The sequence below is a fragment of the Desulfolithobacter sp. genome (assembly GCF_054025815.1).
Genome location: NZ_JBPMMS010000034.1, coordinates 1 through 26,619 on the forward strand (window position 1 = coordinate 1; position 26,619 = coordinate 26,619).

At 57.6% G+C, this 26,619-nt stretch carries 23 protein-coding genes; 11 read left to right on the forward strand and 12 right to left on the reverse strand.

Annotated elements, in window-relative coordinates; all coding sequences use genetic code 11:
• From ACXJJY_RS08180 to ACXJJY_RS08200, 5 genes are all read left to right on the forward strand, one after another.
• Positions 1 to 641: restriction endonuclease subunit S (locus ACXJJY_RS08180; RefSeq protein WP_456386876.1), on the forward strand; the 641-nt coding region annotated here is incomplete at its 5' end.
• A complete protein-coding gene (locus ACXJJY_RS08185) occupies positions 638 to 1,720 on the forward strand; it encodes an ABC-three component system protein (protein WP_456386878.1) in 1,083 nt (360 codons plus the stop codon). The genes ACXJJY_RS08180 and ACXJJY_RS08185, both read left to right, overlap by 4 nt.
• Positions 1,717 to 2,223, forward strand: a complete 507-nt coding sequence (locus tag ACXJJY_RS08190) for an ABC-three component system middle component 2 (protein WP_456386880.1) — start codon at positions 1,717 to 1,719, stop codon at positions 2,221 to 2,223. The genes ACXJJY_RS08185 and ACXJJY_RS08190 overlap by 4 nt, the downstream gene beginning before the upstream one ends.
• A complete protein-coding gene (locus tag ACXJJY_RS08195; protein WP_456386882.1) occupies positions 2,220 to 4,067 on the forward strand; it encodes an AAA family ATPase in 1,848 nt (615 codons plus the stop codon). The genes ACXJJY_RS08190 and ACXJJY_RS08195 overlap by 4 nt, the downstream gene beginning before the upstream one ends.
• Positions 4,064 to 7,318 carry a type I restriction endonuclease subunit R gene (locus ACXJJY_RS08200; protein WP_456386884.1) on the forward strand — a complete coding sequence of 1,085 codons (3,255 nt, stop codon included), beginning with the start codon at positions 4,064 to 4,066 and terminating at the stop codon, positions 7,316 to 7,318. Before ACXJJY_RS08195 ends, ACXJJY_RS08200 begins: the two co-directional genes overlap by 4 nt.
• A gap of 570 nt (positions 7,319 to 7,888) precedes the next feature.
• Here the strand turns inward: ACXJJY_RS08200 and ACXJJY_RS08205 are convergent.
• Positions 7,889 to 8,596, reverse strand: coding sequence for a TetR/AcrR family transcriptional regulator (locus ACXJJY_RS08205; protein ID WP_456386886.1), 708 nt, complete (start codon positions 8,594 to 8,596; stop codon positions 7,889 to 7,891).
• An 80-nt stretch (positions 8,597 to 8,676) separates the two neighbouring features.
• Here ACXJJY_RS08205 and ACXJJY_RS08210 point away from each other — a divergent pair, with 80 nt between their 5' ends.
• Genes ACXJJY_RS08210 through ACXJJY_RS08220 form a run of 3 tightly spaced genes read left to right on the forward strand, consistent with a single transcriptional unit; the run spans position 8,677 to position 14,178 of the window.
• A complete protein-coding gene (locus ACXJJY_RS08210; protein WP_456386888.1) occupies positions 8,677 to 10,017 on the forward strand; it encodes a TolC family protein in 1,341 nt (446 codons plus the stop codon).
• The gene (locus tag ACXJJY_RS08215) at positions 10,014 to 11,081 is read left to right on the forward strand and encodes an efflux RND transporter periplasmic adaptor subunit (RefSeq protein WP_456386890.1); all 1,068 of its coding nucleotides are present in this window, start codon (positions 10,014 to 10,016) and stop codon (positions 11,079 to 11,081) included. The genes ACXJJY_RS08210 and ACXJJY_RS08215 overlap by 4 nt, the downstream gene beginning before the upstream one ends.
• Entirely contained in the window at positions 11,074 to 14,178 is a 3,105-nt protein-coding gene (locus ACXJJY_RS08220) for an efflux RND transporter permease subunit (RefSeq protein WP_456386892.1), read from the forward strand. Before ACXJJY_RS08215 ends, ACXJJY_RS08220 begins: the two co-directional genes overlap by 8 nt.
• Here the strand turns inward: ACXJJY_RS08220 and ACXJJY_RS08225 are convergent.
• The 11 genes from ACXJJY_RS08225 to phnC form a co-directional block, all read right to left on the reverse strand.
• Entirely contained in the window at positions 14,132 to 14,767 is a 636-nt protein-coding gene (locus ACXJJY_RS08225) for a ribose 1,5-bisphosphate phosphokinase PhnN (protein ID WP_456386894.1), read from the reverse strand. The two genes, ACXJJY_RS08220 and ACXJJY_RS08225, sit on opposite strands and share 47 nt — an antisense overlap.
• Complete coding sequence (locus ACXJJY_RS08230) at positions 14,764 to 15,990, reverse strand: alpha-D-ribose 1-methylphosphonate 5-triphosphate diphosphatase (RefSeq protein ID WP_456386896.1); 1,227 nt, start codon at positions 15,988 to 15,990, stop codon at positions 14,764 to 14,766. The genes ACXJJY_RS08225 and ACXJJY_RS08230 overlap by 4 nt, the downstream gene beginning before the upstream one ends.
• Positions 15,990 to 16,700 carry a phosphonate C-P lyase system protein PhnL gene (gene phnL, locus ACXJJY_RS08235; RefSeq protein ID WP_456386898.1) on the reverse strand — a complete coding sequence of 237 codons (711 nt, stop codon included), beginning with the start codon at positions 16,698 to 16,700 and terminating at the stop codon, positions 15,990 to 15,992. The genes ACXJJY_RS08230 and phnL overlap by 1 nt, the downstream gene beginning before the upstream one ends.
• 7 nt (positions 16,701 to 16,707) lie before the next feature.
• The gene (locus tag ACXJJY_RS08240; RefSeq protein ID WP_456386900.1) at positions 16,708 to 17,544 is read right to left on the reverse strand and encodes an ATP-binding cassette domain-containing protein; all 837 of its coding nucleotides are present in this window, start codon (positions 17,542 to 17,544) and stop codon (positions 16,708 to 16,710) included.
• A complete protein-coding gene (locus ACXJJY_RS08245; protein WP_456386902.1) occupies positions 17,534 to 18,373 on the reverse strand; it encodes an alpha-D-ribose 1-methylphosphonate 5-phosphate C-P-lyase PhnJ in 840 nt (279 codons plus the stop codon). The genes ACXJJY_RS08240 and ACXJJY_RS08245 overlap by 11 nt, the downstream gene beginning before the upstream one ends.
• Entirely contained in the window at positions 18,366 to 19,418 is a 1,053-nt protein-coding gene (locus ACXJJY_RS08250; protein WP_456386904.1) for a carbon-phosphorus lyase complex subunit PhnI, read from the reverse strand. Before ACXJJY_RS08250 ends, ACXJJY_RS08245 begins: the two co-directional genes overlap by 8 nt.
• Positions 19,415 to 19,966, reverse strand: a complete 552-nt coding sequence (locus tag ACXJJY_RS08255; RefSeq protein WP_456386906.1) for a phosphonate C-P lyase system protein PhnH — start codon at positions 19,964 to 19,966, stop codon at positions 19,415 to 19,417. The genes ACXJJY_RS08250 and ACXJJY_RS08255 overlap by 4 nt, the downstream gene beginning before the upstream one ends.
• Before the next feature lie 37 nt (positions 19,967 to 20,003).
• The gene (locus tag ACXJJY_RS08260) at positions 20,004 to 20,423 is read right to left on the reverse strand and encodes a phosphonate C-P lyase system protein PhnG (protein WP_456386908.1); all 420 of its coding nucleotides are present in this window, start codon (positions 20,421 to 20,423) and stop codon (positions 20,004 to 20,006) included.
• 202 nt (positions 20,424 to 20,625) lie between these two features.
• Complete coding sequence (gene phnE / locus ACXJJY_RS08265) at positions 20,626 to 21,516, reverse strand: phosphonate ABC transporter, permease protein PhnE (RefSeq protein WP_456386910.1); 891 nt, start codon at positions 21,514 to 21,516, stop codon at positions 20,626 to 20,628.
• A 159-nt stretch (positions 21,517 to 21,675) separates the two neighbouring features.
• Complete coding sequence (phnD, locus tag ACXJJY_RS08270; protein WP_456386912.1) at positions 21,676 to 22,557, reverse strand: phosphonate ABC transporter substrate-binding protein; 882 nt, start codon at positions 22,555 to 22,557, stop codon at positions 21,676 to 21,678.
• Between the two features lie 64 nt (positions 22,558 to 22,621).
• A complete protein-coding gene (gene phnC, locus ACXJJY_RS08275; RefSeq protein ID WP_456386914.1) occupies positions 22,622 to 23,479 on the reverse strand; it encodes a phosphonate ABC transporter ATP-binding protein in 858 nt (285 codons plus the stop codon).
• Between phnC and ACXJJY_RS08280 the strand changes: the two genes are divergently transcribed.
• The 3 genes from ACXJJY_RS08280 (at position 23,478) to ACXJJY_RS08290 (ending at position 26,589) form a co-directional block, all read left to right on the forward strand.
• Complete coding sequence (locus tag ACXJJY_RS08280) at positions 23,478 to 23,639, forward strand: hypothetical protein (protein WP_456386916.1); 162 nt, start codon at positions 23,478 to 23,480, stop codon at positions 23,637 to 23,639. The genes phnC and ACXJJY_RS08280 overlap by 2 nt on opposite strands.
• A 227-nt stretch (positions 23,640 to 23,866) precedes the next feature.
• A complete protein-coding gene (locus ACXJJY_RS08285) occupies positions 23,867 to 24,949 on the forward strand; it encodes a metallophosphoesterase family protein (protein WP_456386918.1) in 1,083 nt (360 codons plus the stop codon).
• 407 nt (positions 24,950 to 25,356) lie between these two features.
• Complete coding sequence (locus ACXJJY_RS08290) at positions 25,357 to 26,589, forward strand: branched-chain amino acid ABC transporter substrate-binding protein (protein ID WP_456386920.1); 1,233 nt, start codon at positions 25,357 to 25,359, stop codon at positions 26,587 to 26,589.
• Positions 26,590 to 26,619: the final 30 nt, after the last annotated feature.

Here is a 26,619-nt window from a genome sequence, read left to right on the forward strand (position 1 = left end):
CCTACGATGACCTGATCGAGAACAACCGCCGCCGAGTCCGATTGCTGGAGCAATCGGCGCGGCTGCTCTACAAGGAATGGTTCGTCCACCTCCGCTTCCCCGGCCACGAACACGTCAAGATCACCGACGGCGTGCCGGTGGGGTGGGAGAAGAAACCGCTGGGAGAGGTCGCGCCGCTCAAGTACGGAAAGGCGCTGAAGCAGGACGACCGAATACCCGGCCCGTTCCCCGTATACGGGTCCAGTGGTGTTGTCGGAACCCACGAGAAAGCACTCGTTCCGGGACCAGCCATCATTGTCGGGCGCAAGGGGAATGTTGGCAGCGTGTACTGGTGCGAGGACGATTTCCATCCGATTGATACGGTTTACTTCATCGACCGGGAGAATTGCAGCCTCCTCCTCTACTACTCGTTACTCCATACGTCTTTCATCAGCACCGATGTGGCGGTCCCTGGATTAAATCGGGATTTTGCCCATAGCCGTAAGATCCTGATCCCGGAGGCCAAGATTCAACGGGTATTCGAGGAGACAGTCGCGCCAATTCACAAGCAGATTCATGGATTGCACAAATACAACCATGCGTTGGCCGAGGCCCGCGACCTCCTGCTGCCACGCTTGATGAACGGGGAGATAGCGGTATGAATAGCACACGGCCGCTGCCAACGCCGCCAGATCCCTCTGCACCGTCCGCCGACACGGTCGTGAGCGGTCCGCCGATTGCCCCGATTGACCGTATCCGACTATTCAGCCCTTCTGCGTGGGAAGATTTTGTCTTGGAATGGGCTCAATCACTGAAAGGTCAGTATGCTCGCGTCGAACGGTGCGGTGGTGCTGGTGACATGGGGCGGGATGTCATCGGGATTCTCGACGAAACAAATCCGACAGTATGGGACAATTACCAATGCAAGCACTATGACCACCCTCTAATGCCTTCGGACATTTGGTTAGAGCTCGGGAAGCTTGTGTACTACACCTTCCGGGGTGAGTTCACATATACTCGTCGATATTACTTTGTCGCTCCACAGGGCGTTGGAACGACGCTCGGGAAGCTCCTAAGCAAGCCAGAGGAGCTGAAAGCGAGTCTCATCGAAAAGTGGGAGAGTAAGTGTAAGAATTCGATCACGAGCACGGATGAAGTACCGCTGGAGGGTGCCCTTCGCAGCCATCTCGACGCCCTCGATTTCTCCGTGATCGGATATGTCCCACCTTTGACGCTCTTGGAACAGCATCGTAAAACACCATGGCATGTCGCACGATTTGACGGCGGCTTGCCAGCGCGCCCAACGACGCCTGAGCCTCCGGACACACCGACCGACCTTGAGACTGTCTACTTGCGGAAGCTCTTCGATGCTTACGCAGACGCTCGGGGACGTCCAGTCGCCAGCCTTGATGACATACGAGAAGATCTTGAGCTCAAGGGTCACTACGGCGACGCCCGCTTGGAGTTCTACAGTGCCGAGTCGCTACGGAGTTTCTCTCGGGACACTCTGCCCGAGGGCTCTTTTGAAGCGCTTCAGGATGAGATCCACGCTGGCATCCGCGACATTATTCGGGGGGACCATGAGAACGGTTATCGCCGATTGCTTGCGGTTGTACAGATGGCCCGAACGTTACAACTCACTGCCCATCCGCTTATTCCGCGGATGCACATGAGGGACCGCGGTGGCGTGTGCCACCAACTCGCTAACGATCGTGACGACGTAACATGGGTGACACCATGAGCAGAGACGAATTACACAGTCCTTCCCCGTTCAACGGCCCTGTTGAGAGCGGGCTCCGTGCTGCGGTGCTCCTTTACGCGATTCACCCAGAGTTTGCTTCTCTGCAGCGGCTGGTTGTCTTCGATTACTTGCTCATCCATTCGGACGATATCCCGGGGGGGCCGGCTGGCTTGCATCCAAAGACGCCGTACCGCAGCGGCGAGTTGCTCGTACGGCGAGACACTTTGCGTCGAGGCATGCTGCTCTATATGAGCCGTGGTTTGATCAGTAATCACTATCGTGAGTCCGGGATCGAGTACAGCGCCACAGAGCGCACCGGCGCCTTTCTGGATGCTTTGGCGTCAGAGTATACTCGCGCATTGTGTGAAAGGGCAGAATGGGTCGCTGAGAGGTTCGGCAGCAACTCCGATCAGGATCTAGACATGTTAGTCAAAGAGCACCTTGGCGAATGGGGCGCTGAGTTCGAGATGGACTCTGTTCTGTGGTCGGAGGATGCGTCATGAGCGAGCTCGGATTCCATCTCGCTAGGCTTGCTCTCACTGGCCCTGACGTTGAGGATGCAGAGGTACGTTTTGGTCCGGGCCTTAACGTCATCACCGGCCCGTCCGATACCGGGAAGACGTATATTTTGCAGTGCATCGACTTCTTGCTCGGCGCGCGAGACGCTCCGGAAGAGATACCCGAGGCGAGCAACTACGAAATAGCAATCCTCGATATTGTAGCGCTAGCTGACAACGCTACCTACACGTTGTCGCGCTCGCTCCGCGGCGGCGCGTTCGCGCTTCGCCTCCCAGATGGATCTGAAAAGGTGTTGGCGGAGAAGCACGCAGCGGATCGGGAGGACACTGTATCGCATTTCTTGCTCGACATGGTCGGGCTGACAGGTAAGCGCATTCGCAAGAATGCTCGAGGTGAGACACGGTCTCTGAGCTTCAGAGACCTCGCACACTTGGTCGTCATTTCCGAAGAGGACATTATCCGGCAACGATCACCGCTATTGTCCGGACAATACACTACGCAGACAGCTGAGAAATCGGTGTTTCGACTACTTCTATCAGGCATAGATGATTCGTCCGTGGTCGCCAGTGAGGAGCCGCGTGTATCGCGAGCCAGGGTTGATGCGAAAGAGGAAGTACTTCAGGAACTGGCCGAGCGTGCAGGCAATCAGCTCGCGGAGCTTGCCATTGGAACCGACGCCTCTGAGCTTCGGGAGAAGCACACTCGAATCGAAGCAGCATACGCGGATGCCGAGGCCCGATTGTCTGAATTGGGCGCGTCTGTCTCAGATGTCGAAGCCCGTCGGCGGACCTCGTGGAGGAAGTTGCGACAGGTTGAATCGCGCTTAGAAGTTCTTCGAGGTCTCTCTGAGCGATTCACGCTCCTTCGGACTCAGTACACATCGGATCTGCAGCGATTGGACGCAATCGCCGAAGCTGGTACTCGACTTAGCGATCTTGGCGTCGAGCGTTGTCCGGTGTGCGGCGCTCTTCCGGAGCATCATGACGAGGAGCATCGCTCTGAACAAGTGGACCCAACCATTGTGGCCGACGCGTCAAGAAATGAGGCACTGCGGATTCGCTCGCTTATGTCGGGTCTCGATGAAACGCGACGTGAAGTATCCGAAGAAACGTCAGCGTTAACCGCAGAACGCTCAGCACTTCAAAGCGAGTTGACGGACCTGGGCTCAACTCTTGCGGCAAGTTTGCGCCCGCAGGCTGCCGAGCTGACGGAAGTGCTTCGCAATACACGTGACGAGCGTGATCGGATTCATCAGGCACTGGAGCTAATTCGGCAACTTGAGGAGCTGGAGGCGATAGCCGAGGGCTTGGATGTCGGCACGCCCGCTTCTCGATTGCCATCTTCGATAGAAGTATCCGCGAGGGATTTGGAGGCGTTCGCACAAGAAACCGAACAGCGGCTACGAGCATGGAACTTCCCAAGGCTCGGCCGAGTCACGTTCAGCGAACAAGATTGGGACATTGTGATATCGGGTCAACGACGTGCTAGTCATGGCAAAGGCGTTCGAGCTGTCACCCACGCGGCATTTACAACAGCTCTGCTTGCCTATTGCGAGCGACAGGTCCTTCCTCATCCTGGATTTGTTCTGTTGGACTCCCCTCTCGTCGTCTATAAAGAGCCTGATGCAAATGATCCAGAGTTTGCGGCGAACGTGAAGAATTCCTTTTTTCGAGATCTTGCTGCAACGTTCGCTCGCCGCCAAGTCATCGTGCTGGAAAATGAACTGCCGCCTGATGATGTGATCGAAGGCGGCGCACTGACCTTGATTCGTTTTACGAAGACGAGCACTGGCCGGTATGGGTTTATTCCCAACGGAGGTGGCGAATGAGCCCAAGCGATTATACCGAGGACACACTTGTGCAACAAACCACTGCCGAGTACCTGGAAAAGGAACTCGGCTGGGGCTCGGTGTATGCCTACAACAACGAGGATTTCGGCCCGGACAGCCTGCTGGGGCGGCAATCAGACCGTGAAGTGGTCTTAACTCGGTATTTACGGCAAAAGCTTTGTGAACTGAATCCCGGCCTGCCCGAGGCTGCCTATGACGACGCGGTGCGCCGGATTACGGCGACGGTCGCAACGCAGACCATGCTGGCCACGAACCGTGAAAAGTACGCCCTGCTGAGAGACGGCGTGCAGGTCACCTTCCGCAACGATCATGGTGAGCGGGTGCGGGATCGGCTGCGCGTGTTCGATTTCACCGAGCCGGAAAACAACCATTTCCTCTGCGTCCGGGAACTATGGGTACGCGGCGACCTCTACCGCCGCCGGGCGGACATCATCGGCTTTGTGAACGGCCTGCCGCTGCTCTTTATCGAATGCAAGAACATTCATAAGAATCTGCGGACCGCATTCGACAAGAATCTCTCGGACTACAAGGACACGATCCCGCATCTCTTCCACCACAACGCCGTGGTCATGCTCGGCAACGGCGACAAGGCCCGCATCGGTTCCATTTCGAGCCGTTGGGGGCATTTTCACGAGTGGAAGCGTCTTGCCGAGGAAGAGCCGGGCGTGGTGGACATGGAGACCATGCTCAAAGGCGTCTGCTCCAAGCGGAACTTCCTGGACCTGTTGGAGAATTTCATCGTCTTCGACGACTCGTCCGGGGAGCCGCGCAAGATTCTGGCCCGCAACCACCAGTTCCTGGGCGTCAACCGGGCCATCGAGGCGGTGCGCGAGCGCAAGGCGCGCCAAGGCAAGCTGGGCGTGTTCTGGCACACGCAGGGCGCCGGCAAGAGTTACTCGATGGTGTTCTTCACCCGCAAGGTCCACCGAAAGCTCGGCGGGAACTTCACCTTCGTGATCCTTACCGACCGCGAAGACCTGGATACTCAGATATACAAGACCTTTGCCGGTTGCGGCGTCGTGGACAACGACCGCGATCCGTGCCGCGCCTCCGGCGGCAAGCATCTGGGGAAGCTGCTCGCCCAGCACAAGGCGTATGTCTTCTCCCTGATCCAGAAATTCAATCAGGATGTGGACCCCAACGAAGGATACACCAAGCGCGACGATATCATCGTACTGACCGACGAAGCGCACCGGTCACAATACGGCACGCTGGCGCTCAACATGCGGAATGCGCTGCCGAACGCCAGCTACATCGGCTTCACCGGAACGCCGCTCTTCAAGGAAGACGAAATCACTCGCCGGGTCTTCGGCGACTACGTTTCGACCTACGACTTCCAGCGGGCGGTGGAGGACGAGGCCACCGTGCCGCTCTACTACGATGCGCGAGGCGACAAGCTCGGCGTCGCAATCGGCAATCTGAACGAGCGGATCGCCGCCAGGCTGGAGGAGATCGAAACGGATGACGTGGATGTGGAACAGCGTCTTGAGAAGGAGCTGAAACGCGACTATCACATCATCACCGCCGGCAAGCGTCTGGATCAGATCGCCCGCAATTTCGTGCGGCATTATTCAAAGGCGTGGGAAAGCGGCAAGGCGATGCTGGTCTGCATCGACAAGATCACCTGCGTGAGGATGCATAAGCTCATTGAGTTTTACTGGCAAGAGCGCATCACGGAGCTGGAAACCGAGTTGAAGGCGGTAACCGACGAGCAGGAAGAAGTCTATCGTCGCCGACAGATCGAATGGATGCGCGAAACCCGGATGGCTGTTGTAATCAGCGAAGAACAGGGGGAGGTGGAAAAATTCCGGAAGTGGGACCTGGACATCCAGCCCCACCGGAAGCTCATCAAGGAAGGCATGGACCTGCCTCCCTCCATGCGGGAGAAGCCGCAGTTCCGAAACATGCAGCGCATGGACCTGGATGAGGCCTTCAAGGAAGAGGAGCATCCTTTCCGCATAGCCATAGTCTGCGCAATGTGGCTGACCGGATTCGACGTGCCCAGCCTATCGACGCTGTATCTCGACAAGCCGCTCAAGGCACACACACTCATGCAGGCCATCGCCCGCGCCAATCGCGTCAACGAAGGCAAGAACAACGGGCTCATCGTTGATTATTGCGGCATTCTCAAGAATCTCCGTAAGGCTCTGGCCACGTTTGCGGGCCAAGCCGACGGTGGCCATGGCGGCAAAGGTGGAGAGCGGGAACCGGCGAGGCCTGAAGGGGAACTCCTGGCGGAGTTGAAGGAAGCCATCTCCCTTGTACGGACGTTCCTGGCCGACCGGGGTGCTTCCCTGGACGACATCATCGCGAAGACTGGCTTCGACCGTAACGCTGCCATCGTGGCCGCAAAGGAAGCGGCAAACGAGAACGACGAAACGAGGAAGAGATTCGAGGTGATGTGCCGGGAAGTCTTCAAGAAGTTCAAGGCGTGCATCAACGTCAAGGGCGTGAACGCGCATCGAAAGGAATACGACGCGGTCAACATCATCTACAAGAGCCTCCAGCAAGACCGCGAGCGTGCAGACATCACCGACATCATCCGCAAGCTTCACCAAGTGGTCGATGAAGCCATAGTAACGCAGCCCAACATGGTGGCAGAAGAGCAGGCTCCCTATGACATCAGCAAGATCGACTTTGAGCGGCTGCGGAAAGAGTTCGAGCGGAGCCCTGCAAAGCGGACAACAGTCCAGAATCTGAAGCAGGCCATCGAGAACCGGCTTCGGCGGCTCCTGGAACAGAATCCGCTGCGCACGGACTTTCAGCGACACTACGAGGAAATCGTGGCCGAGTACAACCGGGAGAAGGACCGGGTGACCATCGAGAAGACCTTCGAGGCCCTCCTGAAGTTCGTCCAGGAACTGGATGAGGAAGACAGCCGTGCTGTCCGCGAGGGGCTGGATGAGGAATCCTTGGCCATCTTTGATCTACTGAAGAAGCCCGAACTCAAAGCCGCCGACATCAAGCGAATCAAGAAGGTGGCTGTTGATCTCCTTGAAATCCTGAAGGCCAAGAAACTCAAGGTTGACCAGTGGCGTGAAAAGGAAGCGACCCGTGACGCTGTGCGTGTCACCATCCGTGATTTCTTGTGGAGCGATAAGACCGGGCTGCCCGTGGACGCCTACACCGAAGAAGAGGTCGGCACCGTCGCCGAAGAGGTCTTTCGGCACGTGTACCGTGCTTATCCGACCGTGCCGTCTCCGTACTATTCAGAACCCGCATGTGCATAGGGATCAGGACAGAATATGACTGGTCTTCCAATTGACTGGAGCAAAATCAGACCCATAAAGGGATCACAAGCGGCCGGATTTGAGGAGCTATGCGCCCAGCTCGCCCGGTTGTTGCCTGCAGGATTCATATTCCTGCAGAATGCGCAGCTTGTAGGCGGCCGTAAAGCGCCGTCCGGGCTTTTTCCCGGTCACTTCCTGGTCTGGGGGAGAAAAGGTACTGGATACCGATGGACCTCCAGTCGCCCTGCGGGCTCCTTCCGTTCCATCGGTATCCAGGGTGCACTGTTCAGGCATTGACTCTGACTGTATTTGAATCGTTTTCATAGTGATAACTCCTACCCGCCCTACACTAATTTAGCAAGGGGTAGATGTCTCACTCTCATTGACATAGAGGGCATACAGATACTCGAACACGACTTGCGGTTGATCAAACGAGTCTCTAACCCCTTGTGATGTGGAGAACGGTTATGAAGAGGGTTGCAGGTGGGGAGCCAGATAAAACCATCCTTATGATGTTTGTATAAAGAAAGCCCGAGGAGATTTCTCTCGGGCTTTTGTCTTTTTTGTCCTCTATAAGCCGGTTTTTTTACTCGTCTGTCTCTCCTTTGGTTTTTTCCCTCCCTGTTTTTCCATCTCTTTTACCCCATAATCGCTTTGCAGGTCCATCAGGCCCCTGAGAATGATCCGGCTGATGATCTCCTGGTATTCCCCGGTCTCAAGTACTCCTTCCTGCTCCGGCCGGACCTGCTCCATCACCGGGGCAAAAAGGAAGCGGGAGGCCATCATGGAGGTCAGGATGGGTCCGATGACCACGGGTGAGATTCGTTCGCCGGTGTGGGTCGAGAGGTGGCGGCAGACCTCCTTTTCCATTATCTCCATGATCTGCCGGCCCCAGGTGGCTTTGTATTCGATGATTTCCGGATCGTCGTGGGGCAGCTCAGTGATGGTGACCAGCAGGTAGTCCCGGTGGCTGGCAAAGTAGGTTACCGCACTGCGGACAAACCGGTCCAGTCTGACTTCCAGTTCTTCGTTGCCTGTCAGTTCCCGACGGGCCAGATCCAGGTATCCAGCCAGGAAGGTATCGAGAATTTCTTTGAGAAGTTCCTTCTTGGAGCCAAAAAAATAGTTGATCATGGCCAGGTTGACACCGGCTGCCGAGGCCAGTTCGCGCAGGCCGGTACCGGCGAATCCGTGTCGGGCAAAAAGTTGAACCGCTGCCTTGACAATCCGCTCCCTGGAGGAACTTTTGCTCTGTTTACTGTTGACTTTTTTTTTCACGCCATTACTCTTGATTAAACGTTTGTTTAAGGCTGGGGTCTATTCAAGCAGAACTTCATTTATATGTCAAAGAAATTGTTATGAACCTGTTCAAGTTTGGTCTCTCGCTCTGTATCGTTGCCCAGATACTCTGCGCGGTTACACCCATTCAAGGCCAGGCCCTGACGCTTGATGCATGCATCAGTCTGGCCCTGAAAAATAATCCGGACCTGCAGAAACAACGCCTCGGGCTCAAGCTGGCCGACCAGGATGTTGTCGAGCAGAAAGCGCAGAATTTCGGCCGGCTGGATGTGGTTTCCTCCTACACCCACTACAACCTGCCCCGGACCCTCACCCCCATGATCCCGGCCACCATTGCCTCGACCGGGACCGGAGGAATACCCACCACCGAAGACCTGTTTTTCTCCGGGGTGGTCTACGAGGTGCCCCTCTTCACCGGCTTCGCCCGGACCAGGGCGGTGGAGATTGCTGCCCTGCAGAAGGAAGTGGCCGCGGCCACCCTGAAGTTGAACCGGGAGCAGCTGATCTACAATGTCAGGACGCTCTATATAAACATTTTGTCGCAAATGGCGCAAAAAGAGGCCCGGGAAGGGTATGTCCGGGCGCTGGCCCACCTGCACGACAAGATTGGCCGCGAGCTTGATGTGGGAACCAGAGCGAAAATTGACCTGCTCAAGGCCAGGGCGGACCTGCAGAACGCACGGGACCAGGTGGAGCAGCTCGGTGGCAACATCGCCATCCTGAAGGCCGGACTGGCTGCTCTGCTGGGCGTGGATGAGCTCGATACCCTGGAAAAGCTGCCTCCCTCCGAGCGGTCGGAGGTCGTTCTCCAGGACAAACCTTTCGGGGATCTCGACACTCTGGAGCGTCTGCGCGCGGCTCGGCTGGCGGTGGAGAAAAACGCACGACAGGCGGAAAAAACCAGCAGCGGTTTCTACCCCCAGCTGGTTCTCAATACCTCCTATGGCTGGAACTACGGTCCCAATGATTCCACCAATCCCGACAGCGGCGACTGGGAGAATCAGGAGGTGTGGCAGGTGGGGCTGAACATGAAGTGGACAGTTTTTGATTTCGGTACCATCCGGGCCAGGGTGCGCAAGGCAAAAACCATGGAACGCCAGAGTCGCTACGAACTCACCCGAACCAGGCTGGAGCTCCGGCGGGCCCTGCAGGAGGCTGTCGCCAAAATCAATATCGCCGTATCCAGCTACCACAGCGCCCGTGAGGAACTTGCCCTGACCCGGGAAACCGAAAAGATAGAACAGGTGCGTTACGATAAGGGGGCGGCGGACATCAATGATCTGCTCTATGCCAAGGCCCGCCGTCAGCTGGCGGAAAGCCGCCTCATAGAAGCCTCGTACAACTATACCTCAGCCAGGTTCTATCTTGATTATCTGCTTGAGAAGGGAGAAAACCGATGAAGAAAATAGTCCTTGTCCTTGTGCTTGTCGCCCTGGTGGCCGGCGGGGTCAAACTTGTCAAGAAACGGAAAGAGGCTATGGTCAAGACTCCGCTGCCGGCCCCGGTTACCTATCGGGTTCGCACTGTCCATCCGGAATCCCGCACCGTTGAGCAGGCGGATACGTTTCTCGCCCAGCTGGAATCGCGCCGCAGCATCGGGATCGCCTCCAAGCTGAGTGGGCGGATCAGCCAGCTGTCGGTCCGGGAAAAGCAGGCCGTTCACAAGGGTGATCTTCTCGTTCGGCTGGACGACCGGGAAATCCAGGCGTCCATTGCCGGACTGACGGCAACCCTCGGTTCGGCCCGGTCGCAGCGGGACTATGCCCAAAAGCAGCTTGACCGCAACAGGGACCTTTTTGAGGCCGGCGGCCTGGCCCGGGAAAAACTCGAGGCCTCGGAAGTGGCCTGGGCCACGGCTGTGGCCACGGTCGAGGACCTGGCACAGAAGATCCAGGGGCTTGAGAATCAGCTCAGCTACAGCCGCATCACGGCCCCGTTCGACGCCGTCGTCGGGACGGTTTTTCTGCACCAGGGCGATCTGGCCACCCCCGGGCGTCCCATCCTGCGCCTGAACTCCCTGCCGCAGAAACTCACCTTTTCCTTTGTGCCTGGTCCGGACAAGGTCCAGGCCGGCCAGGATGTTTTGTCGGGCGGTCAAAAAATCGGCACCGTGTCCCTGGTCTATGACGATGCCAGGAATGGTCTGTGGGTGGCCGAAGTGGCCCTGGACAGACGGCTTGGTCAGCCAGCGGGCAGTTACCTGACCATCGATGTGGTGACCAGGCGTGGCTCGGGCTGCAGTGTGCCGGTCCGGGCCCTGCTGCACCGGCCGGACGGGGAGAGTGTGATGCTCCATGAGAAGGGGCGGTTCCAGGAGCGCGCGGTGACAGTGCTGGCCCGTGACGCGCGTTACGCCCTGATCGAACCTTGTGTCGAAGGAGCGGTGGCCGTGGCCTCTGAAGCCAAATTGAGCCTGCTGCCCACCTCGGGTGTCCAGGTGCTTGCCGGGGAGACCAATGAATAAGAGCTGGATTGAGAGGCTGCTCGGGCGGCCCTATTTCATCTATTCGTTTCTGACCCTGTTCCTTTTCCTGGGGGTCCTGGGCTACAACCGTATCGACCGGAAACTCTTTCCCGATTCCAACTATCCCGAGATTGCCGTGGTTATCGTCCAGCCGGGCGGCTCGGCCAAGACCATTGCCGCCAACATTGCCGTGCCGGTGGAAGAGGAACTCTATACCCTGGACAAGGTTCGCCGGGTCTACTCCACAACCATCGACGAGGTCAGCGTGATCCGGGCCGAGTTCGAATACTCCAAGAACCTGGAGATGGCGGCCAGCGACGTGACCACGGCGATTGGCAAGATACGCTCCTCCCTGCCGGCCGATATCCTGGAACCGCAGATCCATAAGATATCCTCGGCCACCGCGCCGGTGGTGGTGATTGCCATAAGCCCGGAGAATGGTTCCATTCCGTTCGAGGATATCCGCCAGCTGGCGGAAAACACCTTCAAACAGGAGCTGATAAAGCTTCCCGGGGTGGCCAACGTGGATGTCTTTGGCGGTTATAAAAAGGAAATCCAGGTCATTGTCGACAAGGAAAAACTGGACCGCTATGGTCTGGGAATCGGCCAGGTGCTGGCCATCCTCCAGGCCAATAATCGGGATTACGCCATCGGCTTTCTGATCAACGAGTCCACTCGCTACCTGCTGAAATCCTCCGGGAGGGCCGACAGTATCGAGGATATCCGTGCTCTGCGCCTGACCCCGGATGTGATCCTGGCCGATGTGGCCCGGGTCTATTTCGGCCATTACGAGAACTCCGCCTCCTATTTCGGCAATGGCCGGGAGGCCATCGCCCTGGCCGTGCAAAGGGGGCTTGACGCCGACGTTGTCCGGACCATCAACCAGGTGGAGGCCGAGCTTGGAAAACTCCGGGCCCGCTATCCCGGCCTGCACTTTGAAATAACCGATACCCAGAAGGACACCATTGTCCAGTCCACCCAGAACATGTTCGAGTCGTTGCGCGACGCGATCCTGATGTCTATCATCGTGGTGTTTTTCTTTCTGGCCAGCTTTCGGCAGGTCCTGGTGGTTCTGTTTACCATCCCATTGGTCTATGCCGCCACCGTGGCCCTGATGTGGCTGGTGGGCATTGAGTTCAACGTGGTCACCCTGACCGGTATCATCCTGGCCCTCGGTCTGCTGCTCGACGACGCGGTGGTGGTCATGGAAAACATCGAACGCCATTACCGTGAACTCGGTTCGGAAATCCGCAAGGCCGTCATCGAGGGGACCAGAGAGATCATGTTTGCCGACCTCTCCGGCACGGTGACCACCATGATCGCCCTGGCGCCGATTCTCTTTGTCGGTGGCTATCCGCAGACCGTGTTCCGCCCCCTGACTTCGACCCTGCTCCTGGCACTGGCAGCCTCTTACGTGATTTCCATCACTGCAGTGCCGCTGCTGTCGCTGGCCATCCTCAGGCTGAATTATCCGTGGCTGCTCAAGGTCGAGGCCCTGTTCCACCGGCTGACCAGCCGGGTCAATGGCGCAATCCAGCAGTTTTTTGCCTCGGCCGTGGACCTGGCGCTGCGCCGCAGGGTGGTGGCAGTGCTCTATTTTGTTTTGCTGATCGGCCTGTTCGTGGTCAGTGTCCGGGGGGTCATGCCCATTGTCGGCCGGGAGCTGATGCCGCCCATGGATACCGGTGGAGTGCAGATCAAGGTGACCACTGATCCCAACCTGCCCATTGAGAAGAGTATCCAGGTGGCCCGGGAGGTGAGTCGGATCGTGGAGAAAAACGGTAAGCTGGACCGGCTCTCGGCGGCCATCGGCAGCGAGGCCGGGGTGCTGAGTATCGGCAGTGGCTCGGGTACCGATCATATTGCGGTGACCGCCACCTACGTCAATCGCTACGAGCGTGACGAGTCCGTCTGGGAGATCGAGCGACGGCTGCGCAAGCAGCTGGCCGGGATCGAAAACGTCAAGCGGATCGATGTGGCCGATTACGGAGCCACCGCGCTCTCCAGTATCCGGGCCAATATCGATATCATGCTTTCGGCCCCGGACTTCGAGGACCTGGTCCAGGCCGGAGATCTGGTGGAGAAGGTGCTCTACAGGACCCGGGGCGTGGTGTCGGTGGCCAGAACCTGGGATATCGACAAGACGGTCTACAACCTGGAGATCGACCGGGAGCGGGCGGCCCTCTACGGCCTGCGTAACTCCGACATCACCGGTCAGCTCCAGGCCCTGCTCCGCGGCTCCCTGGTGTCCAGCTTCCCGGCCGCCAACAGCAGAGATTTCGGGGTTCGGGTCTGGCTGCCCGCAAGCCAGCGGGACCGGCTTGAGCTGCTCTCCACCATCCTGATCGATACCCCCGGGGGCGAGAAGATTCCCCTGGCCGCCCTGGCGACCATAACCCGGGACTATGAACCCGGGGTGATCAACCGGGAGGGGCTCAACTACACCTTGAACGTCTACGGATACCGGGAGAAGGCGGCCATATCCCATATAATGGACAATTTCGAGAAGAATTTCGCCGGTACGGTCCTGCCCGCATCGGTGACCATGGAGCAGGTGGGCGATATCAAGGAGTTCAGGAACTCGGCCGGGCGCATGGTCACGGCCATTGGTTTTGCTGTGATCCTGATCTTTTTCACCCTGATCACCTTCTTCGACTCGGTCAAGGTGTCGCTGATGATCATACTCTCCATTCCTCTGACCATCATCGGCGCGGCCTGGACCCTGCTCCTGCTCAACTACCATGTCTCCATGCCGGCCATGATGGGTTTTATCCTCCTGTCCGGTATCATCGTCAACAACGCCATCCTCCTGATCCATTTTGCCCAGGAGAGGATGGACGAGGGCATGGACAAGCGGGTCGCCATGCTGGAGAGTATCCGTATCCGCACCCGGCCGGTCCTGATGACTGCCTTTGCGGTGGCAGTGGGCATGATTCCCATTGCCCTTGGCTCAGCCATCGGCCTGGAGCGGCTGGCCCCCCTCGGAGCGGTGGCCATCGGCGGACTCCTGGTGGGCACCTTTCTCACCCTGCTCTTTATTCCGCTGATTTTTATCTGGACCACCCGGGAGAGCGCGGCAAAGGGTACGTCTGTTTGACAACCGTGGCCGGATGCTCTCCGGTTCCAGGTCGATTGGGCGGCGCGGATCGGTCCAGGAGGGACTCGAGCAGGTTGATGAACGCCGGGCCTGTCCGGGAGAGCGGCTGGGAGTTGTCAAAGCAGATCAGGTTCCGGGCATGCACCGGGAGCGTGGCCCGGGCCAGCCGGTTGTCAATCTCAGCCGGTTCTTCCCTACCCCTCACGCGCAGCCGCCTGCTGAGTGTATCCGGGTCGGCCTGGACCTGGATGGTGACAGCCCGGGGATAGTGCGTTTCAAAATCTGCTATCGCTGTGCGGGAAATCGAGACCAGGGCCAGTCCGCCAGAAGGTACCTGCCGCAGATGGTCCCGGGCGACGCCGTAGCGGTGGCCGTGGGCCTGCCAGTGACTGATGAAAAAGTCGCCAGCCAGCAGATGTTCAAAGGCGCCCGGATCAAGGAAGTAGTTGGTTTCGTGGATGTCCGGGGGGCGGGTGATATAGCGCTGGAGGAAGCATATTCTGCGATTGCGGGCAAAGTAGCGACCGGCGGTCCTGAGCAGGGTGTCCTTGCCGGTGCCGCTGGCGCCGACGATGAGGGCGATATTCATAGTGGTTGTTCCGAAGAGAGGTGATCGTTCCATCCCGCTGACGGTGCATCCAGGCTCCGGTGGGCCGACGGCCAGTGACAGGGCCGGGAACTGTAGACCACCTCGCCATCCTTCAGGGTGGTGACCACCCTGGGGACATCCCGGTCGTCCACCACGGTCAGGTCGGCCAGCAGGCCCGGGGCGATACGGCCCCGATCGGTCAGGCCGGCGATGTCCGCCGGAATGGAACTGACCATGGCCATGGCTTTCGCAAAATCGAGACCCATTTCCCGGTGCAGAACAAAGGTTGCCTGGAGCAGGGAGCTGGGATGGTAGTCTGAGCAGAGAAAATCGCAGCATTTCTCCACAATCAGTTCCCGGGCGGACATGTTGCCGCTCTGGCTTTTTCCCCGCACCACATTTGGCGCTCCCATACCGGTGGAGATGCCCTGATCCCGCGCATAAACGGCCACGTCCACATCCAGAGGAAATTCCGAGACCGTGATTCCCATCTCCCGGATCAGGTCGATCTTGCAGGGGCGGTCGTCATCATGGGAAAGGAGAACCAGTCCATGCCGGCGGCCAAAGTCCAGCAGACTGCGGACACGGTTGTAGGCCAATTCCTGGTCGGCCCGTTTTTTTCTGATGATTGCGTCGGCCCGGGACTCGGAGAGATCGTAGGTGGGCAGGTGAAACCGTTTCCAGGTCTCGATTGATTTGAACTGCCCCTGGCCGGGAGTGTGATCCATGATAGAGAGCATGTGGACATGCCCCCTGGCGATCAACTCCATGATGACGGGTACCGATGAAAACGAGGTGATCTCGAAGCGGGCGTGGATGAAGTTGTCGATTCCGAGCAGGCTCTGGTTGGCATCACAGGTTTTGCGGATGATCGCTGCCGCCATTTCCGTGCCCCGGCTGCTGGTAATGGATTCATCATTGAAGGCCACGGCATGGAACATGGTGGTTATGCCGGCCATGGCCAGTTTTTTGTCCAGTTCGATCAGGCTTGTGCGGATGGGGAACGTGGCTCCTGGGCGGGGCTCGATCTCCTTTTCCACCGCATCGGAATGCAGGTCCACCAATCCTGGCAGGACAAGCAGCGTTCCCAGGTCAATGACTTCTCCCGTGAACGTGCCCCAGGGTGCCACTTCGTGAATATGCCTGCCTGCAAGAACGATATCTGCCGCCTTGACTGCATTCCCAACCAAGACCCTGGTTGAGCGGAATATTGTTGCCTGCATCAGGTCTCCTGTCCGACATGGTATTCGTTGTCCGCGACCTGGACCATGCGTTTCCGGTCGTGGAAGATGGCGATCATGCAGATTTTACGCCGTTTCATCTCCTGGAGCAGTTGCAGGACTCTGGAGGCGGACTGTTCGTCCAGGGAGGCCGTGGGTTCGTCCAGGAGAAGGAGCTTTTTGGGGGCAATGACTCCCCGGGCTATGTTGATACGCTGCTGCTCGCCGCCGGAAAAGGTCAGAGGGGAAATCGAAAAGAGTTCCTCCCTGATGTGCAGGGACCGGAGCATTGCAGCGGCCCGTTCCCTGGCCTCTTTTTTTCCGGTTCCGGTTTCGATGAGCGGGGCAGCCACCACATCCAGGGCCGGTATGCGGGGCAGGATCTTGAGAAACTGCGTGACAAAGCCGATGTGACGACGTCGATAGCCAAGAATTTCGCTTTCGCTGCAACAGGCCAGGTCCACAATCTTGCTCTGGTCCAGGTGCAGCCAGATGGTCCCGCTGCTTGGGGTGTAGGTCCGATATATGGTTTTCAGTATCGAGGATTTGCCGGCTCCGCTTGGTCCGGTCAGGGCCAGTAACTCTCCGGGCCGGGCCGAGAAGGAGACCCCGGAAAAACCGTTGATCTGCATACCGTCCCGGTTGTGGAGGGTGAACTCCTTGGCCAGGTTATTGACCTGCAGGAGAGGTGGATTTTCAACCTGGATATTCATGCGATGCTCAGAGAATGGAGGAGACCAGAAGCTGGGTATAGCCATGCTGCGGATCTTCCAGAATCTGGTCAGTGAGGCCATATTCGACAATGGATCCATGCCGCATGACAACAGTGATATCGGTAAGATGCCTGATGATGCCCAGGTCGTGGGAAACAACGATCATGGAAAAACCCATTTCCTGCTGCAGATTCTTGATCATATCAAGGATCCTGGCCTGCACCGAGACATCGAGTCCGGTGGTTGGTTCATCGAGCAGGAGAAGCCTGGGCGAACTGGACAGGGCCTTGGCGATCTGGATACGCTGCTGCTGGCCGCCGGAAAAGGTTTCCGGGTACTCGTCGATGCGGGAGACAGGCAGTTCGATCTTGTCGATAAAATGGCAGGCCTGGCTTCGGATGGTTTGATAACTCAGTTCTCCCGAGCCGAGGATCTTCTCGGCAATGTTTCCTCCGGCGGAAAAGAGAAAGTTCAGGCCCAGGCGCGGGTTCTGGTAGATCATCGACATCAGTTCGCTGCGCATCCGCGTGGTTTCCGGCAGGCTCAGTTCAAGAATGTTGACGGGTACGCCGCAACCGTCTTTCATATCCCTGAAAAACACCTTGCCCGAAGTGGCTTCGATATCCCGGTACACCAGTTGAAGAAGGGTGGATTTACCCGAGCCGGATTCGCCGACAATACCCAGGACCTCGTCCTCTCCGATTTGCAGATTGACCCGGTTGACCGCCACCACAGCCCCGCAGCTGGGACAGATGGAGCGGCCATGGTCGTCGCCGGTCAGGTCCAGGCACTGGCCGCACGAGGGGCCGTAGATTTTGCAAAGTGACTGGATATCAAGCAGCATTCTGTTTTCTCTTGAGCATGGAGTCGCAGTTATCTGTGTCGCTGCAATAGTAATGGGTTCCGTCTTCGCGCTGGACCTGGTCAAAGAAAACACCGCTGGTTCCGCATCGCTCACAGCAGATACCGGGAAAGGTTTCGATCCGGAACGGCCGGTCGCTGAAGACGAGTGGGGAGACAGAGGTAAAGGGTGGAATGGCATAGATCCTTTTCTCCCGCCCGGCGCCAAAGAGCAGTAGAGCGGGGTTGTTATGGAGCCGGGGAATGTCGTAACGGGGAATGGGGGATGGATCCATGACATAGTGGTCATGGACTGCGACCGGATACCTGCTGGAGATTCTCGAATCTCCGAATTGGGCCGTATCCTCGTAGAGCAGAACCCAGAGCCTGGAGTAGTCCCGGTGGGCGTGCATGTTTTTCTGTCGACCGGTGTCCGGTTCCACTGTGGTAAGAACCTCGGGCACAGGTACCTGTAGAACCAGGATCTGGTTTTCGGTAAGGGGCTGTTCCGGGATCCGGTGGCGGGTCTGGATCACTGTCGCATCGCTGGTGTGACAGGTGGTCCGGACTCCGGTGGTGGCAACGATGAAATCGCGGATATTCACCGCGTTGACCGAGCCGTCGCAACCCTGGTCGATGACCTTGAGGACGTCGTCTTCGCCGATAAGACTCAGGGTTATCTGCAACCCACCAGTGCCCCAACCGCGGGCAATGGGCATCTCGCGGGAGGCAAAGGGGACGGTATAGCCGGGCAGAGAGATCGCCTTGAGCAGGGCGCGGCGGATCTCTTTTTTGGTATCTTCGTCAAAAAAACCAAAGGTTGGCTCAGTCATGGTGTTTTTTGTCTTTTGCCTTGTTGAAGGTATGGAGGTCTGCCTGGAAGGTGACGTAGTGGGGCATTTTGAAGTGGTTGGTGAAGCCCATTGATTCGATACCGTCGATGTGATGCATGATCATCTCCGGGCTTGTCGCCACTCCGTTTTCGCCGATGGAGAAGCTGGGCCAGGTCATGGCCAGGTCAAGGATGGACATGGCGATGGCCTTGGTCTCGTTGAACCCGAAACAGAAGCCAAAACCGGTCGCCAGCCGCAGTTTGCCGTCCCGGGGATCTTTTTTGAAGCTGCCTACGCTTTCCACAGCTGTGACTCTGATCTCGCCCACGGTGACCCGGTTGTTGGTGAAAGGATGGGTGGTTTGCAGGGCCACCATGCCAAGACGCAGTTCGCCGATGGTCGGGTGGACGTCGCCGTAGCCGCGCAGGGAGGTGTAGGCAAAGGCGAGCATGGAGCCGGTTTCACCCCGGGCCATCATCTGCATGAGGCTTGACCGGGGATAGGGTGGCAGCGGTGTTGCCCTGGTGATGTCAAAGGGTTCTTCCCGATCCACCTCGAGTTTCAGGATTTTGTCCTGACGCCGCAGTTCATCCAGGGCCCCTGCCACCTTGTCCCTGGCTGTGTTCCCGGGAATTGTCGACGGTGCTGGAGCAGGTTCTTTTTCTGTCAGTAGCTTGAACAGGTAATCGCTGGAAGGGCCGAGGAGCTGGCCGCCGGGGATCTCCTTGAAAGCAGAGGAAATTCTGCGAACCAGCCTGATATCTTCGGTTCTGACGGTCTCGGCTGTCCCGGCCCGACGGCAGGTGGAGCGGTGGGCCCGGAGGTAAAAGGCTGCTTCAAGCAGGTCGCAGCCGGAATATTCGATGGCCCGGGAGCCCATTTGCTGCGAATAGAGGGCACCTTCGCTCATGATTCTGTCCAGGCCGAAGAGGAGCTGGCTCTGCTCGCCGCTGGTTTCCAGGAACTGTCCGGCAAGCATTTTTTTGTAGAGGGCTTTTGAGGCCGTTATGGCTTCGGTGCCGCCTTTGATAGCCACATAACTCATTGGATGATCTCCAACATGGTTGTGCGGGCAAGACCGGTCATTTTTCCGTCCCGGTCGAGGAAGAAACAGTCGACTCCAAGCGGAAAAGCCGAGTTTTTTTCCTGGAGCAGGGACAAAAATGCGCCTGACACCGGCAGGCTCCCTGCCAGGCTCCCATTGATACCGGGGCCGCTCAGCAGGACCCGGGTTGCCTCAGCTTTTCCGGCACCGGCCTGGATAAAGAGGGTGGCGGACTGTTCAGGATCCATCAGGGTGCCGGTTTTGGCACCAGTGAGGATTGTTGTTTCGTCCTGGTCGCAGAAGATGTAATCGGCCCGGTCGGGGGGTGCTTCGGGAGAACCGGTCAAGGCCCGGAGCTGATGTTGATCGCCCGGGGCGTAAAAACAGCTTGTGACTTCCGGATAGAGCAGGCAGTAGGCCAGGGCCAGCAGATGGCTGCCGCAGATTGGGAGGATCGTGCCTGTGGTCCCCGGCCGGGCAAGAGTTTCCAGGCAGACCCTGAAATTTCGGCGGTTGGTCTGCTCAAGCTGAATTTCCCGGCTGATCATGTCCTCTCTCCTGTTACTGAAATCTTTTTCATGCCTGTTACAGGAGATCAAAGTTCACCTCGGTCGCCGCCACCTCGTTTTGCTGCCGTTTACGGGCGAGGGTCCGGGTTCGGATTCCCTGCTGTATCAGGCGGGCAATGTCTTCCCTGAAGATCACTGCGCCCCAGGCTCCGTCTATGATCGCGCAGGCCAGGGCAAGTTCCGGCTGGTCATCCATGACCATGGACCAGCCATTGCAGCCATTCACCTGGACCACAGCCGAGGTGACCAGGGCTTCGCCACTGTAGAACCGGGACTGGCTTACCGGGTCGAACACTGGAACCAGCAGGGTATGCTGGGTGGGATGCTGGAGGATATGGATAACAGTGTTCCGGCTGATGTGATCAGCCAGATGCTGCACATCTTCCCGGGCGACTTCCTGCAAGAGATCGTTGAGGTCTTCTCGCTTGATTTGCATTTTTACTGCACCTCGCATGTCTCGATTTTTTCAAAACTTTCTGCGGTTACCACGGGCCCTGCGCTGGTGTGAATAAAGATATATCGCTTTGGCCCGGAAAGACCCTGGTGCCGGGACCTGCCTGCGGGCAGGTTTTCACTGCCTTCGCGAGAGTTGGTCGACTTGATCATTTTCTGAATTTCGTATGTGCTTTCTGGACGTACTAAATGAATTTTTCCCTGATAAAGGCGCTTAGTTTGTCGATCAGCCAGACTGTGACCACGATGATGATGATAATTGTGGTTACGTCGCTGTTTTCAAAGGACCTGACCTTGTCAAAGAGGTAGAAACCAATGCCTCCGGCCCCGACAAAACCAAGGATGGATGCGGACCGGACGTCGGATTCAAAGCGGTAGAGGACCATGGAGATAAAATGGGGCATGGTCTGCGGGACAACCGCAAAGGTGATGATCTTGAGAAAGCCGGCGCCCGTGGCGCTCAGGGCCTCCACCGGCCCGGGATCAATGGATTCGTTGCCTTCGGCCAGCAGTTTGCTCAGCACTCCCGACGTATGAACCGCCAGGGCAAGAATTCCGGCCATCGGGCCCAGGCCAACGGCAGAGACAAAAAACAGGGCCCAGACGATTTCATTGATGGAGCGAAAGACATTGGCCACGAGCGATGCCGCCAGATAGATCCCGGTCCGCAGGGTACGGGTGAGCAGAGAATGGCCGGGGAGCAGAATTCTGATGATGTTGCGTGAGGCGAAGAGCGACAGGGGAACCGCCACCATGATGGAAAAGAACAGGGCAACCACCGCCATCTCCAGGGTTTCCATCATGGCCATCACGTAGACCCGGATATCAGAGGGAATCAGGGCCGGCGGAAAAAAAGCAGAACCACTGATCTCCGGGTTGCCGACCAGGTAGTCCCGCATGAAACCAGCCCCGCCCAGCAGCGAGCCGATACTCATTTCAGTGTCGAACCAGCTGATCAGGAAGACTGCAGCGAGGATGGCGGCGACGAATAACGTCTGCCAGCGGAATGGGGTCGAGCCCCTTTTCAGCTCTGTAACCGCCAGGTCAGCAGAGGTGGATGCCTGGATGCTTGACATGATATCTCCTGAAACGGTTCGCGCGGGTTCAGGGAAAGGGTCTGTTTCGCCCGGATGGGTGGACGAAACAGACCGCTGGCAATCTTTCCTGAAAGTTCCAGCCTGTTGCCTGCCCTGTGACTGGCAGGCACAGACCGGTTATACTCCGCTGGAGGTCAGCTACTGCTTGGCGACCTTTGCCTTTTTCTTCAGTTCATTTTTCATGGCGATCAACTCGCGCACTCCATCGTACATGGAGTCGTTACCCGGGATGTAGCCGGCAATCTTCAGCTTCTCCAGTCCTTTCCTGTCATTGTAGGAGATGAAGGCTCCCTTGATGGCCATTTTCAGGGAAGATGGAAGGTCGCTGCGGACAGCGATGGGCGAGCCGGGTATCAGGTCGGATTTCCAGATGATGTTGAAGTCTTTTTCCTGCCAGTTTCTGCCAAGGCCGCGGGCAAAGTCCAGGTTGTTTGTCGAGGCTGCCGCAACCTTGCCCGATTTTACGGCCAGGATGGAGGCCTCGTGGCTTCCAGAATAGATCACCTTGGAGAAGTATTTATGCGGGTCGATGCCTGTCTCGTTGAAATAGATGGTCGGCACCAGGGTTCCGGAAGTGGACTGGGGATCCGTGAAGGCCCAGGTTTTGCCCCTGAGGGAGCTGAGGTTCGTCAGGCCGGAGTCTGCCCTGGTGATGATATAACCATAATAGCCGGCGGTTCCGTCCTGGCCGACCTCAACCGCTACCGCCTCGGCCCCGGCCCGCCTGGCGGCTTCGCAGTACGATTTTGGGCCAAGGTAGGCCACATCTACGTGCTTGTGCTGCATGCCGGTTATCACTGCGGCATAATCTCCAGCCACCTGCAGTTTGACCTTGATACCGAGTTGTTTCTGCAGGTAGCCGGTCAGGTCGCCAAAGGAGTCGCTCATCTCCCGTGACGAAGCCACCGGAATCACCCCGAAGGTTATCTCTTCGGGCCACTGCTGGGCCGCCAGGGCCTGGGACAGACTTACGGTCAGGGCGACACTGAGAACGACCAGTGCCAGAATCATCTTTTTCATCGTTTCTCTCCTTTCATGTGTATGAAGTTGCAAAACCCCGCTGTCAGGCAACATCCGAAATCGTTCAGATGGTTGCCGCCTCTTTCACGGGGACCAGGATATTCTTGTTGAACCGGGGACAGGACGGTGTCTCTCCGATGGACAACGGACTGTCGGCTTCTGCCATGTTTTCTTCAGGCCGAACATTACCTGTGTCGTGGTATATTCGTTCCAGGTGATCCTGAACCAGCTCTGCAGGGCTGCCGTCAAAGACGATTTTGCCCTGGGCAATGCCGATGATTCGGGAGCAGTACTCCCTGGCAAAGCTGAGGTGGTGCAGGTTGGTGATGATGGTGACACCGTAGCGGGAATTGATGGTGTTAAGGATGTCCATGATCCTTGCCGCGCTTCTGGGATCCAGGGCAGCTACGGGCTCATCGGCCAGCAGGATGTCAGGCTCCTGGGCCAGGGCTCGTGCGATGGCCACCCGCTGGCGCTGGCCTCCGGAGAGGGCGTCACAGCGCTGATGCGCGACATCGACCAGGCCCACGGTCTGCATGTATTCATAGGCCCTGGACAGGGAGGCCCGGTCGTAGCACTTGATCAGGGCTCTTGAAAGTGGCATCCGGCCGAGCATGCCACTCATGATGTTATGCAGGACACTCAGTCTGTCCACCAGGTTGTAGCCCTGAAAAATGAAGCCGATCCGGGAGCGCAGTTCCTTGAGCTGTTTTTTGGATATGTTATCCATCAGATATTCGCCCACCCGGTAGTGCCCGGCCAGGATATCGATACTGCCGATCAGCGACATGAGGAGGGTGGATTTCCCGGCCCCGGACAGGCCGATGATCCCGACAAACTCCCCTTGTTCCAGGTGGAGGTTTACGTTGTTCAAGACTGGTTTGCCATTATAGCCAAGCGTTACGTTTTTCAGACTGATCATGTATATTTCTCCCTGGCACGAGGGAGAGCCGGACCTGGTAACCGGTCCGGCTCTGGTAGGAGGAGTGGATGTTCTCCACTGGAGACATCATCCGTGCAACAAGCGGGAGACTACAGGGCCTTTGTTAGGTGCTGATTACGGGGTGGTTAGGGACGTGTGATTTCTCTGTTAGTGAAAGATTGTGTAAGTTCGGGGGGATGAGGTGGCCTGATCCTAATAGTCCTGTAATGGATTGGTAACCGTGCTGTAACAGGAACAGGATATTGAGAGCCCAGGATTTGTGGAGCAAACAGAGGGCCCTGGCCGGGACAGGGATCTACGGCGGCCAAAACAATGGTGTTTGGGTCTCAGAGGAATAATCCTGGGAAAAGAAACAAGAGAGGAAGCATGATGAAACCTGTTACAAGACGAAAGTTTATCGGAACCACCACCCTGTCCCTGCTGGGGGCGGCGTTGATGACGAGTGGCGGCAGGCATGTCTTTGCCGCCCCGGCCGGTACCCCGCTGCAGCCGGTACGTTTTGCGGTTATCTCGGATCCCCATGTGGATATCCGCGGGGTGAACAAAATGAAGATGGGTGCCCACAGTGTCGAATGTCTGCAGCGCACGGTTGATGATCTCAATCGGGAGGAGGAGCTGGCCTTTGTCATGGTCAATGGTGATCTGCTCCAGGATGGCGAGCTGGAGAACGCCAGGGTCGTCCGGAATGCCCTGTCCGGCCTCAATGCTCCGGTTTTTGTCATCAGCGGTAATCACGATTACCGGCCGGCCAATCCGAAAAAGCTGCGCCAGGGGTTTACATACCTGAGCGATGGGGAGTTCAGGAAGTATTTTGCCGGCTTTGGCTACGATGATTCCGGCCGCCGCTACTATGCCAGGCAGATCATTCCCGGTCTGCGTCTCATCGCCTTGGATGCCTGCCTGCCTGCTGAAGAGAAGAAGTGGGGCGGTCGGCTGCCCGATGAACAGCTTCGCTGGCTGGATCAGGAGCTTTCTTCCCACAGTGGCCAGGTGAACCTGATTTTCATGCACCATAACTTTCTGCCCTGGTCGGTTGATGAGCTGCGCGGTGGTCCCAAGCAATGGTTCTGTATTGATAATGCGGCAGAGGTCCGAGCTGTGCTCGAAAAAAACGTCCAGGCCACACCAATCGCCTTTTCCGGTCACCGCCATATCGGTCTGCGTACCCGGGAACTCAACAGTGTCCAGTATTTCGCCCTGCCGTCCCTGAACTCACACCCCATGCGTTACAGTATTTTTACCGTGACCCATGAACAACTCTCCTGGAAGACGCCCATGGTCGGGGTCAGCGAGGCCACCCACCTCGCGGCTCGCCAGGCCCTGCTGCAGGCATCCTGGTGGCGGGATCAGCAGTACCGTGAGGCATCTCCGGCAAACGATATGGCTGTTCTGGACTTCTATGAAAATAACGATAAGATAATTGGTCACCGCAAATTGACCAAGGCGTAGGGCTGAGTCTCGCCAGCCTGGCCTTACAGTGTAAATGGAGTGCCATTCCCTGTTTTCTGCCGGGAATGGCATTTTTTTTTGTCCATTTCAAAAATGGCCGCTCTTTTCTTGCCAGGGGTACAGGGTAGCACCTATACTGCAATTGTGCGGGTGCAAACTGTGCAATACAGGACAGGTGGTCAAGGATGACGCGTCTTCGCACGGTCGCGACTTTCCGGATAGATGGGCAATAGCGGCCAGTCTCGCCTGCATGAACCTGCGTCATCCCCGGCCACTTGCATTTTTGTGCAGGTGAGATCCCTTGTTTACAAACTCTGTGACGAAATACGATAACGGAGGTGGCCATGGCTTTTGGTTTGTGTCTTGCGTCAGAAGACTTTCGTCTGCGGCAAAGAAGATGGCTTTCCTTGTTGTTTGTTTTGCTGGTACTGACCAGTGCGACCGGTTGCAGTGGTCCGGAGCACAAGCTCACCTGTGAAGATCCTCTGGGTTGTGTGGAGATTCCCTCCGGGGCACCTGTAAGGATAGGAGTGCTTCAGGCCCTGAGCGGCAAAATCGCGCCTCTGGGGCGGGATCAGGTTCGCGGGCTGGAGCTGGCCCTGGCGGACAGTGGCAGGGAGATTGCCGGTCATCCTGTGGTTCTGCAGATAGAAGATACCGGTTGTACGCCGGAAGGAGGGGCCAACGCAGCTCTTAAGGTCATTGCCGATCCGCAGACCGCAGCCCTGTTTGGGACCACCTGTTCAGCTGTTGCAGCGACTGCCTCCCGGGTGATGTCCGACGCCGGGATGACCATGATTTCCGGCAACAATTCGGCCCCCTATCTGACTTCCATCGGCGGCAAGGCCGCTCCCGGGCATTACCCGGGCTATTTCCGTACCGCCTACAACGAGGAAGTTTCCGGTAAGGCCGCGGCCTGGTTTGCCTATCATCGGCTGGGTATTCGCCGGGCTGCCACCATCAACGATGGTGATATCTACACCATCGGGCTTACCGACGGCTTTGAGGCCGAGTTTGTCCGGCTCGGCGGGATAATTACGCTGGCGGCTTCGATCAACAAGGGAGATACTGATATGGAGCCGGTGCTGACCGCGGTACATGATTCAAAGGCCTCGCTCCTGTTTTTTCCCCTCTTTCAGCCCGAGGGAATCTTTGTCCTGCATCAGGCCCGGAAAATGACCGGTCTGGGTGGAATCGTACTGATGAGCGACGGGGCCCTGATCGAAAATTTCTTTATTCAATCGGTGGGAGACCTGGGACGGGGGATGTATTTTGTCGGTCCGGCCATTCCTGATACCCCAAACGGCAGAGAATTGCACAAGCGCTATGTGGACCGATACGGGGAGGAACCCTCTTCAAGATATTATCTTTCGGCCTATGATGCGGCCCGGTTGCTTTTTGATGCCATAGAACAGGTGGCGGTTCAGGGGCCCGGGGGAGAGTTGCTTGTCGGGCGCCAGGCCCTGCGTGATGCTCTTGGTTCCATGGACAGGGAAGACGGGGTGAGCGGTGGGCTCCATTGTGACGAGTTCGGCGACTGCGGTACCCCGGTTTTCAATATCCTCCGGCTTGACGATCCGGGCCTGGGAGTCGAAGGGCTGCGCAGCAACATTCTTTTCACCTATCCAACATCCTCGTAGTCCATTGTCTCGACCGGTGTCGGAGAGCTC

Excerpts from the sequence above, each read along its gene's own strand:
- ACXJJY_RS08185 (WP_456386878.1), top strand. The coding sequence starts at position 638 with ATGAATAGCACACGGCCGCTGCCAACGCCGCCAGATCCCTCTGCACCG.
- ACXJJY_RS08190 (WP_456386880.1), top strand. The coding sequence starts at position 1,717 with ATGAGCAGAGACGAATTACACAGTCCTTCCCCGTTCAACGGCCCTGTT.
- ACXJJY_RS08195 (WP_456386882.1), top strand. The coding sequence starts at position 2,220 with ATGAGCGAGCTCGGATTCCATCTCGCTAGGCTTGCTCTCACTGGCCCT.
- ACXJJY_RS08200 (WP_456386884.1), top strand. The coding sequence starts at position 4,064 with ATGAGCCCAAGCGATTATACCGAGGACACACTTGTGCAACAAACCACT.
- ACXJJY_RS08210 (WP_456386888.1), top strand. The coding sequence starts at position 8,677 with ATGAACCTGTTCAAGTTTGGTCTCTCGCTCTGTATCGTTGCCCAGATA.
- ACXJJY_RS08215 (WP_456386890.1), top strand. The coding sequence starts at position 10,014 with ATGAAGAAAATAGTCCTTGTCCTTGTGCTTGTCGCCCTGGTGGCCGGC.
- ACXJJY_RS08220 (WP_456386892.1), top strand. The coding sequence starts at position 11,074 with ATGAATAAGAGCTGGATTGAGAGGCTGCTCGGGCGGCCCTATTTCATC.
- ACXJJY_RS08225 (WP_456386894.1), bottom strand. The coding sequence starts at position 14,767 with ATGAATATCGCCCTCATCGTCGGCGCCAGCGGCACCGGCAAGGACACC.
- ACXJJY_RS08230 (WP_456386896.1), bottom strand. The coding sequence starts at position 15,990 with ATGCAGGCAACAATATTCCGCTCAACCAGGGTCTTGGTTGGGAATGCA.
- phnL (WP_456386898.1), bottom strand. The coding sequence starts at position 16,700 with ATGAATATCCAGGTTGAAAATCCACCTCTCCTGCAGGTCAATAACCTG.
- ACXJJY_RS08240 (WP_456386900.1), bottom strand. The coding sequence starts at position 17,544 with ATGCTGCTTGATATCCAGTCACTTTGCAAAATCTACGGCCCCTCGTGC.
- ACXJJY_RS08245 (WP_456386902.1), bottom strand. The coding sequence starts at position 18,373 with ATGACTGAGCCAACCTTTGGTTTTTTTGACGAAGATACCAAAAAAGAG.
- ACXJJY_RS08250 (WP_456386904.1), bottom strand. The coding sequence starts at position 19,418 with ATGAGTTATGTGGCTATCAAAGGCGGCACCGAAGCCATAACGGCCTCA.
- ACXJJY_RS08255 (WP_456386906.1), bottom strand. The coding sequence starts at position 19,966 with ATGATCAGCCGGGAAATTCAGCTTGAGCAGACCAACCGCCGAAATTTC.
- ACXJJY_RS08260 (WP_456386908.1), bottom strand. The coding sequence starts at position 20,423 with ATGCAAATCAAGCGAGAAGACCTCAACGATCTCTTGCAGGAAGTCGCC.
- phnE (WP_456386910.1), bottom strand. The coding sequence starts at position 21,516 with ATGTCAAGCATCCAGGCATCCACCTCTGCTGACCTGGCGGTTACAGAG.
- phnD (WP_456386912.1), bottom strand. The coding sequence starts at position 22,557 with ATGAAAAAGATGATTCTGGCACTGGTCGTTCTCAGTGTCGCCCTGACC.
- ACXJJY_RS08280 (WP_456386916.1), top strand. The coding sequence starts at position 23,478 with ATGTATATTTCTCCCTGGCACGAGGGAGAGCCGGACCTGGTAACCGGT.
- phnC (WP_456386914.1), bottom strand. The coding sequence starts at position 23,479 with ATGATCAGTCTGAAAAACGTAACGCTTGGCTATAATGGCAAACCAGTC.
- ACXJJY_RS08285 (WP_456386918.1), top strand. The coding sequence starts at position 23,867 with ATGATGAAACCTGTTACAAGACGAAAGTTTATCGGAACCACCACCCTG.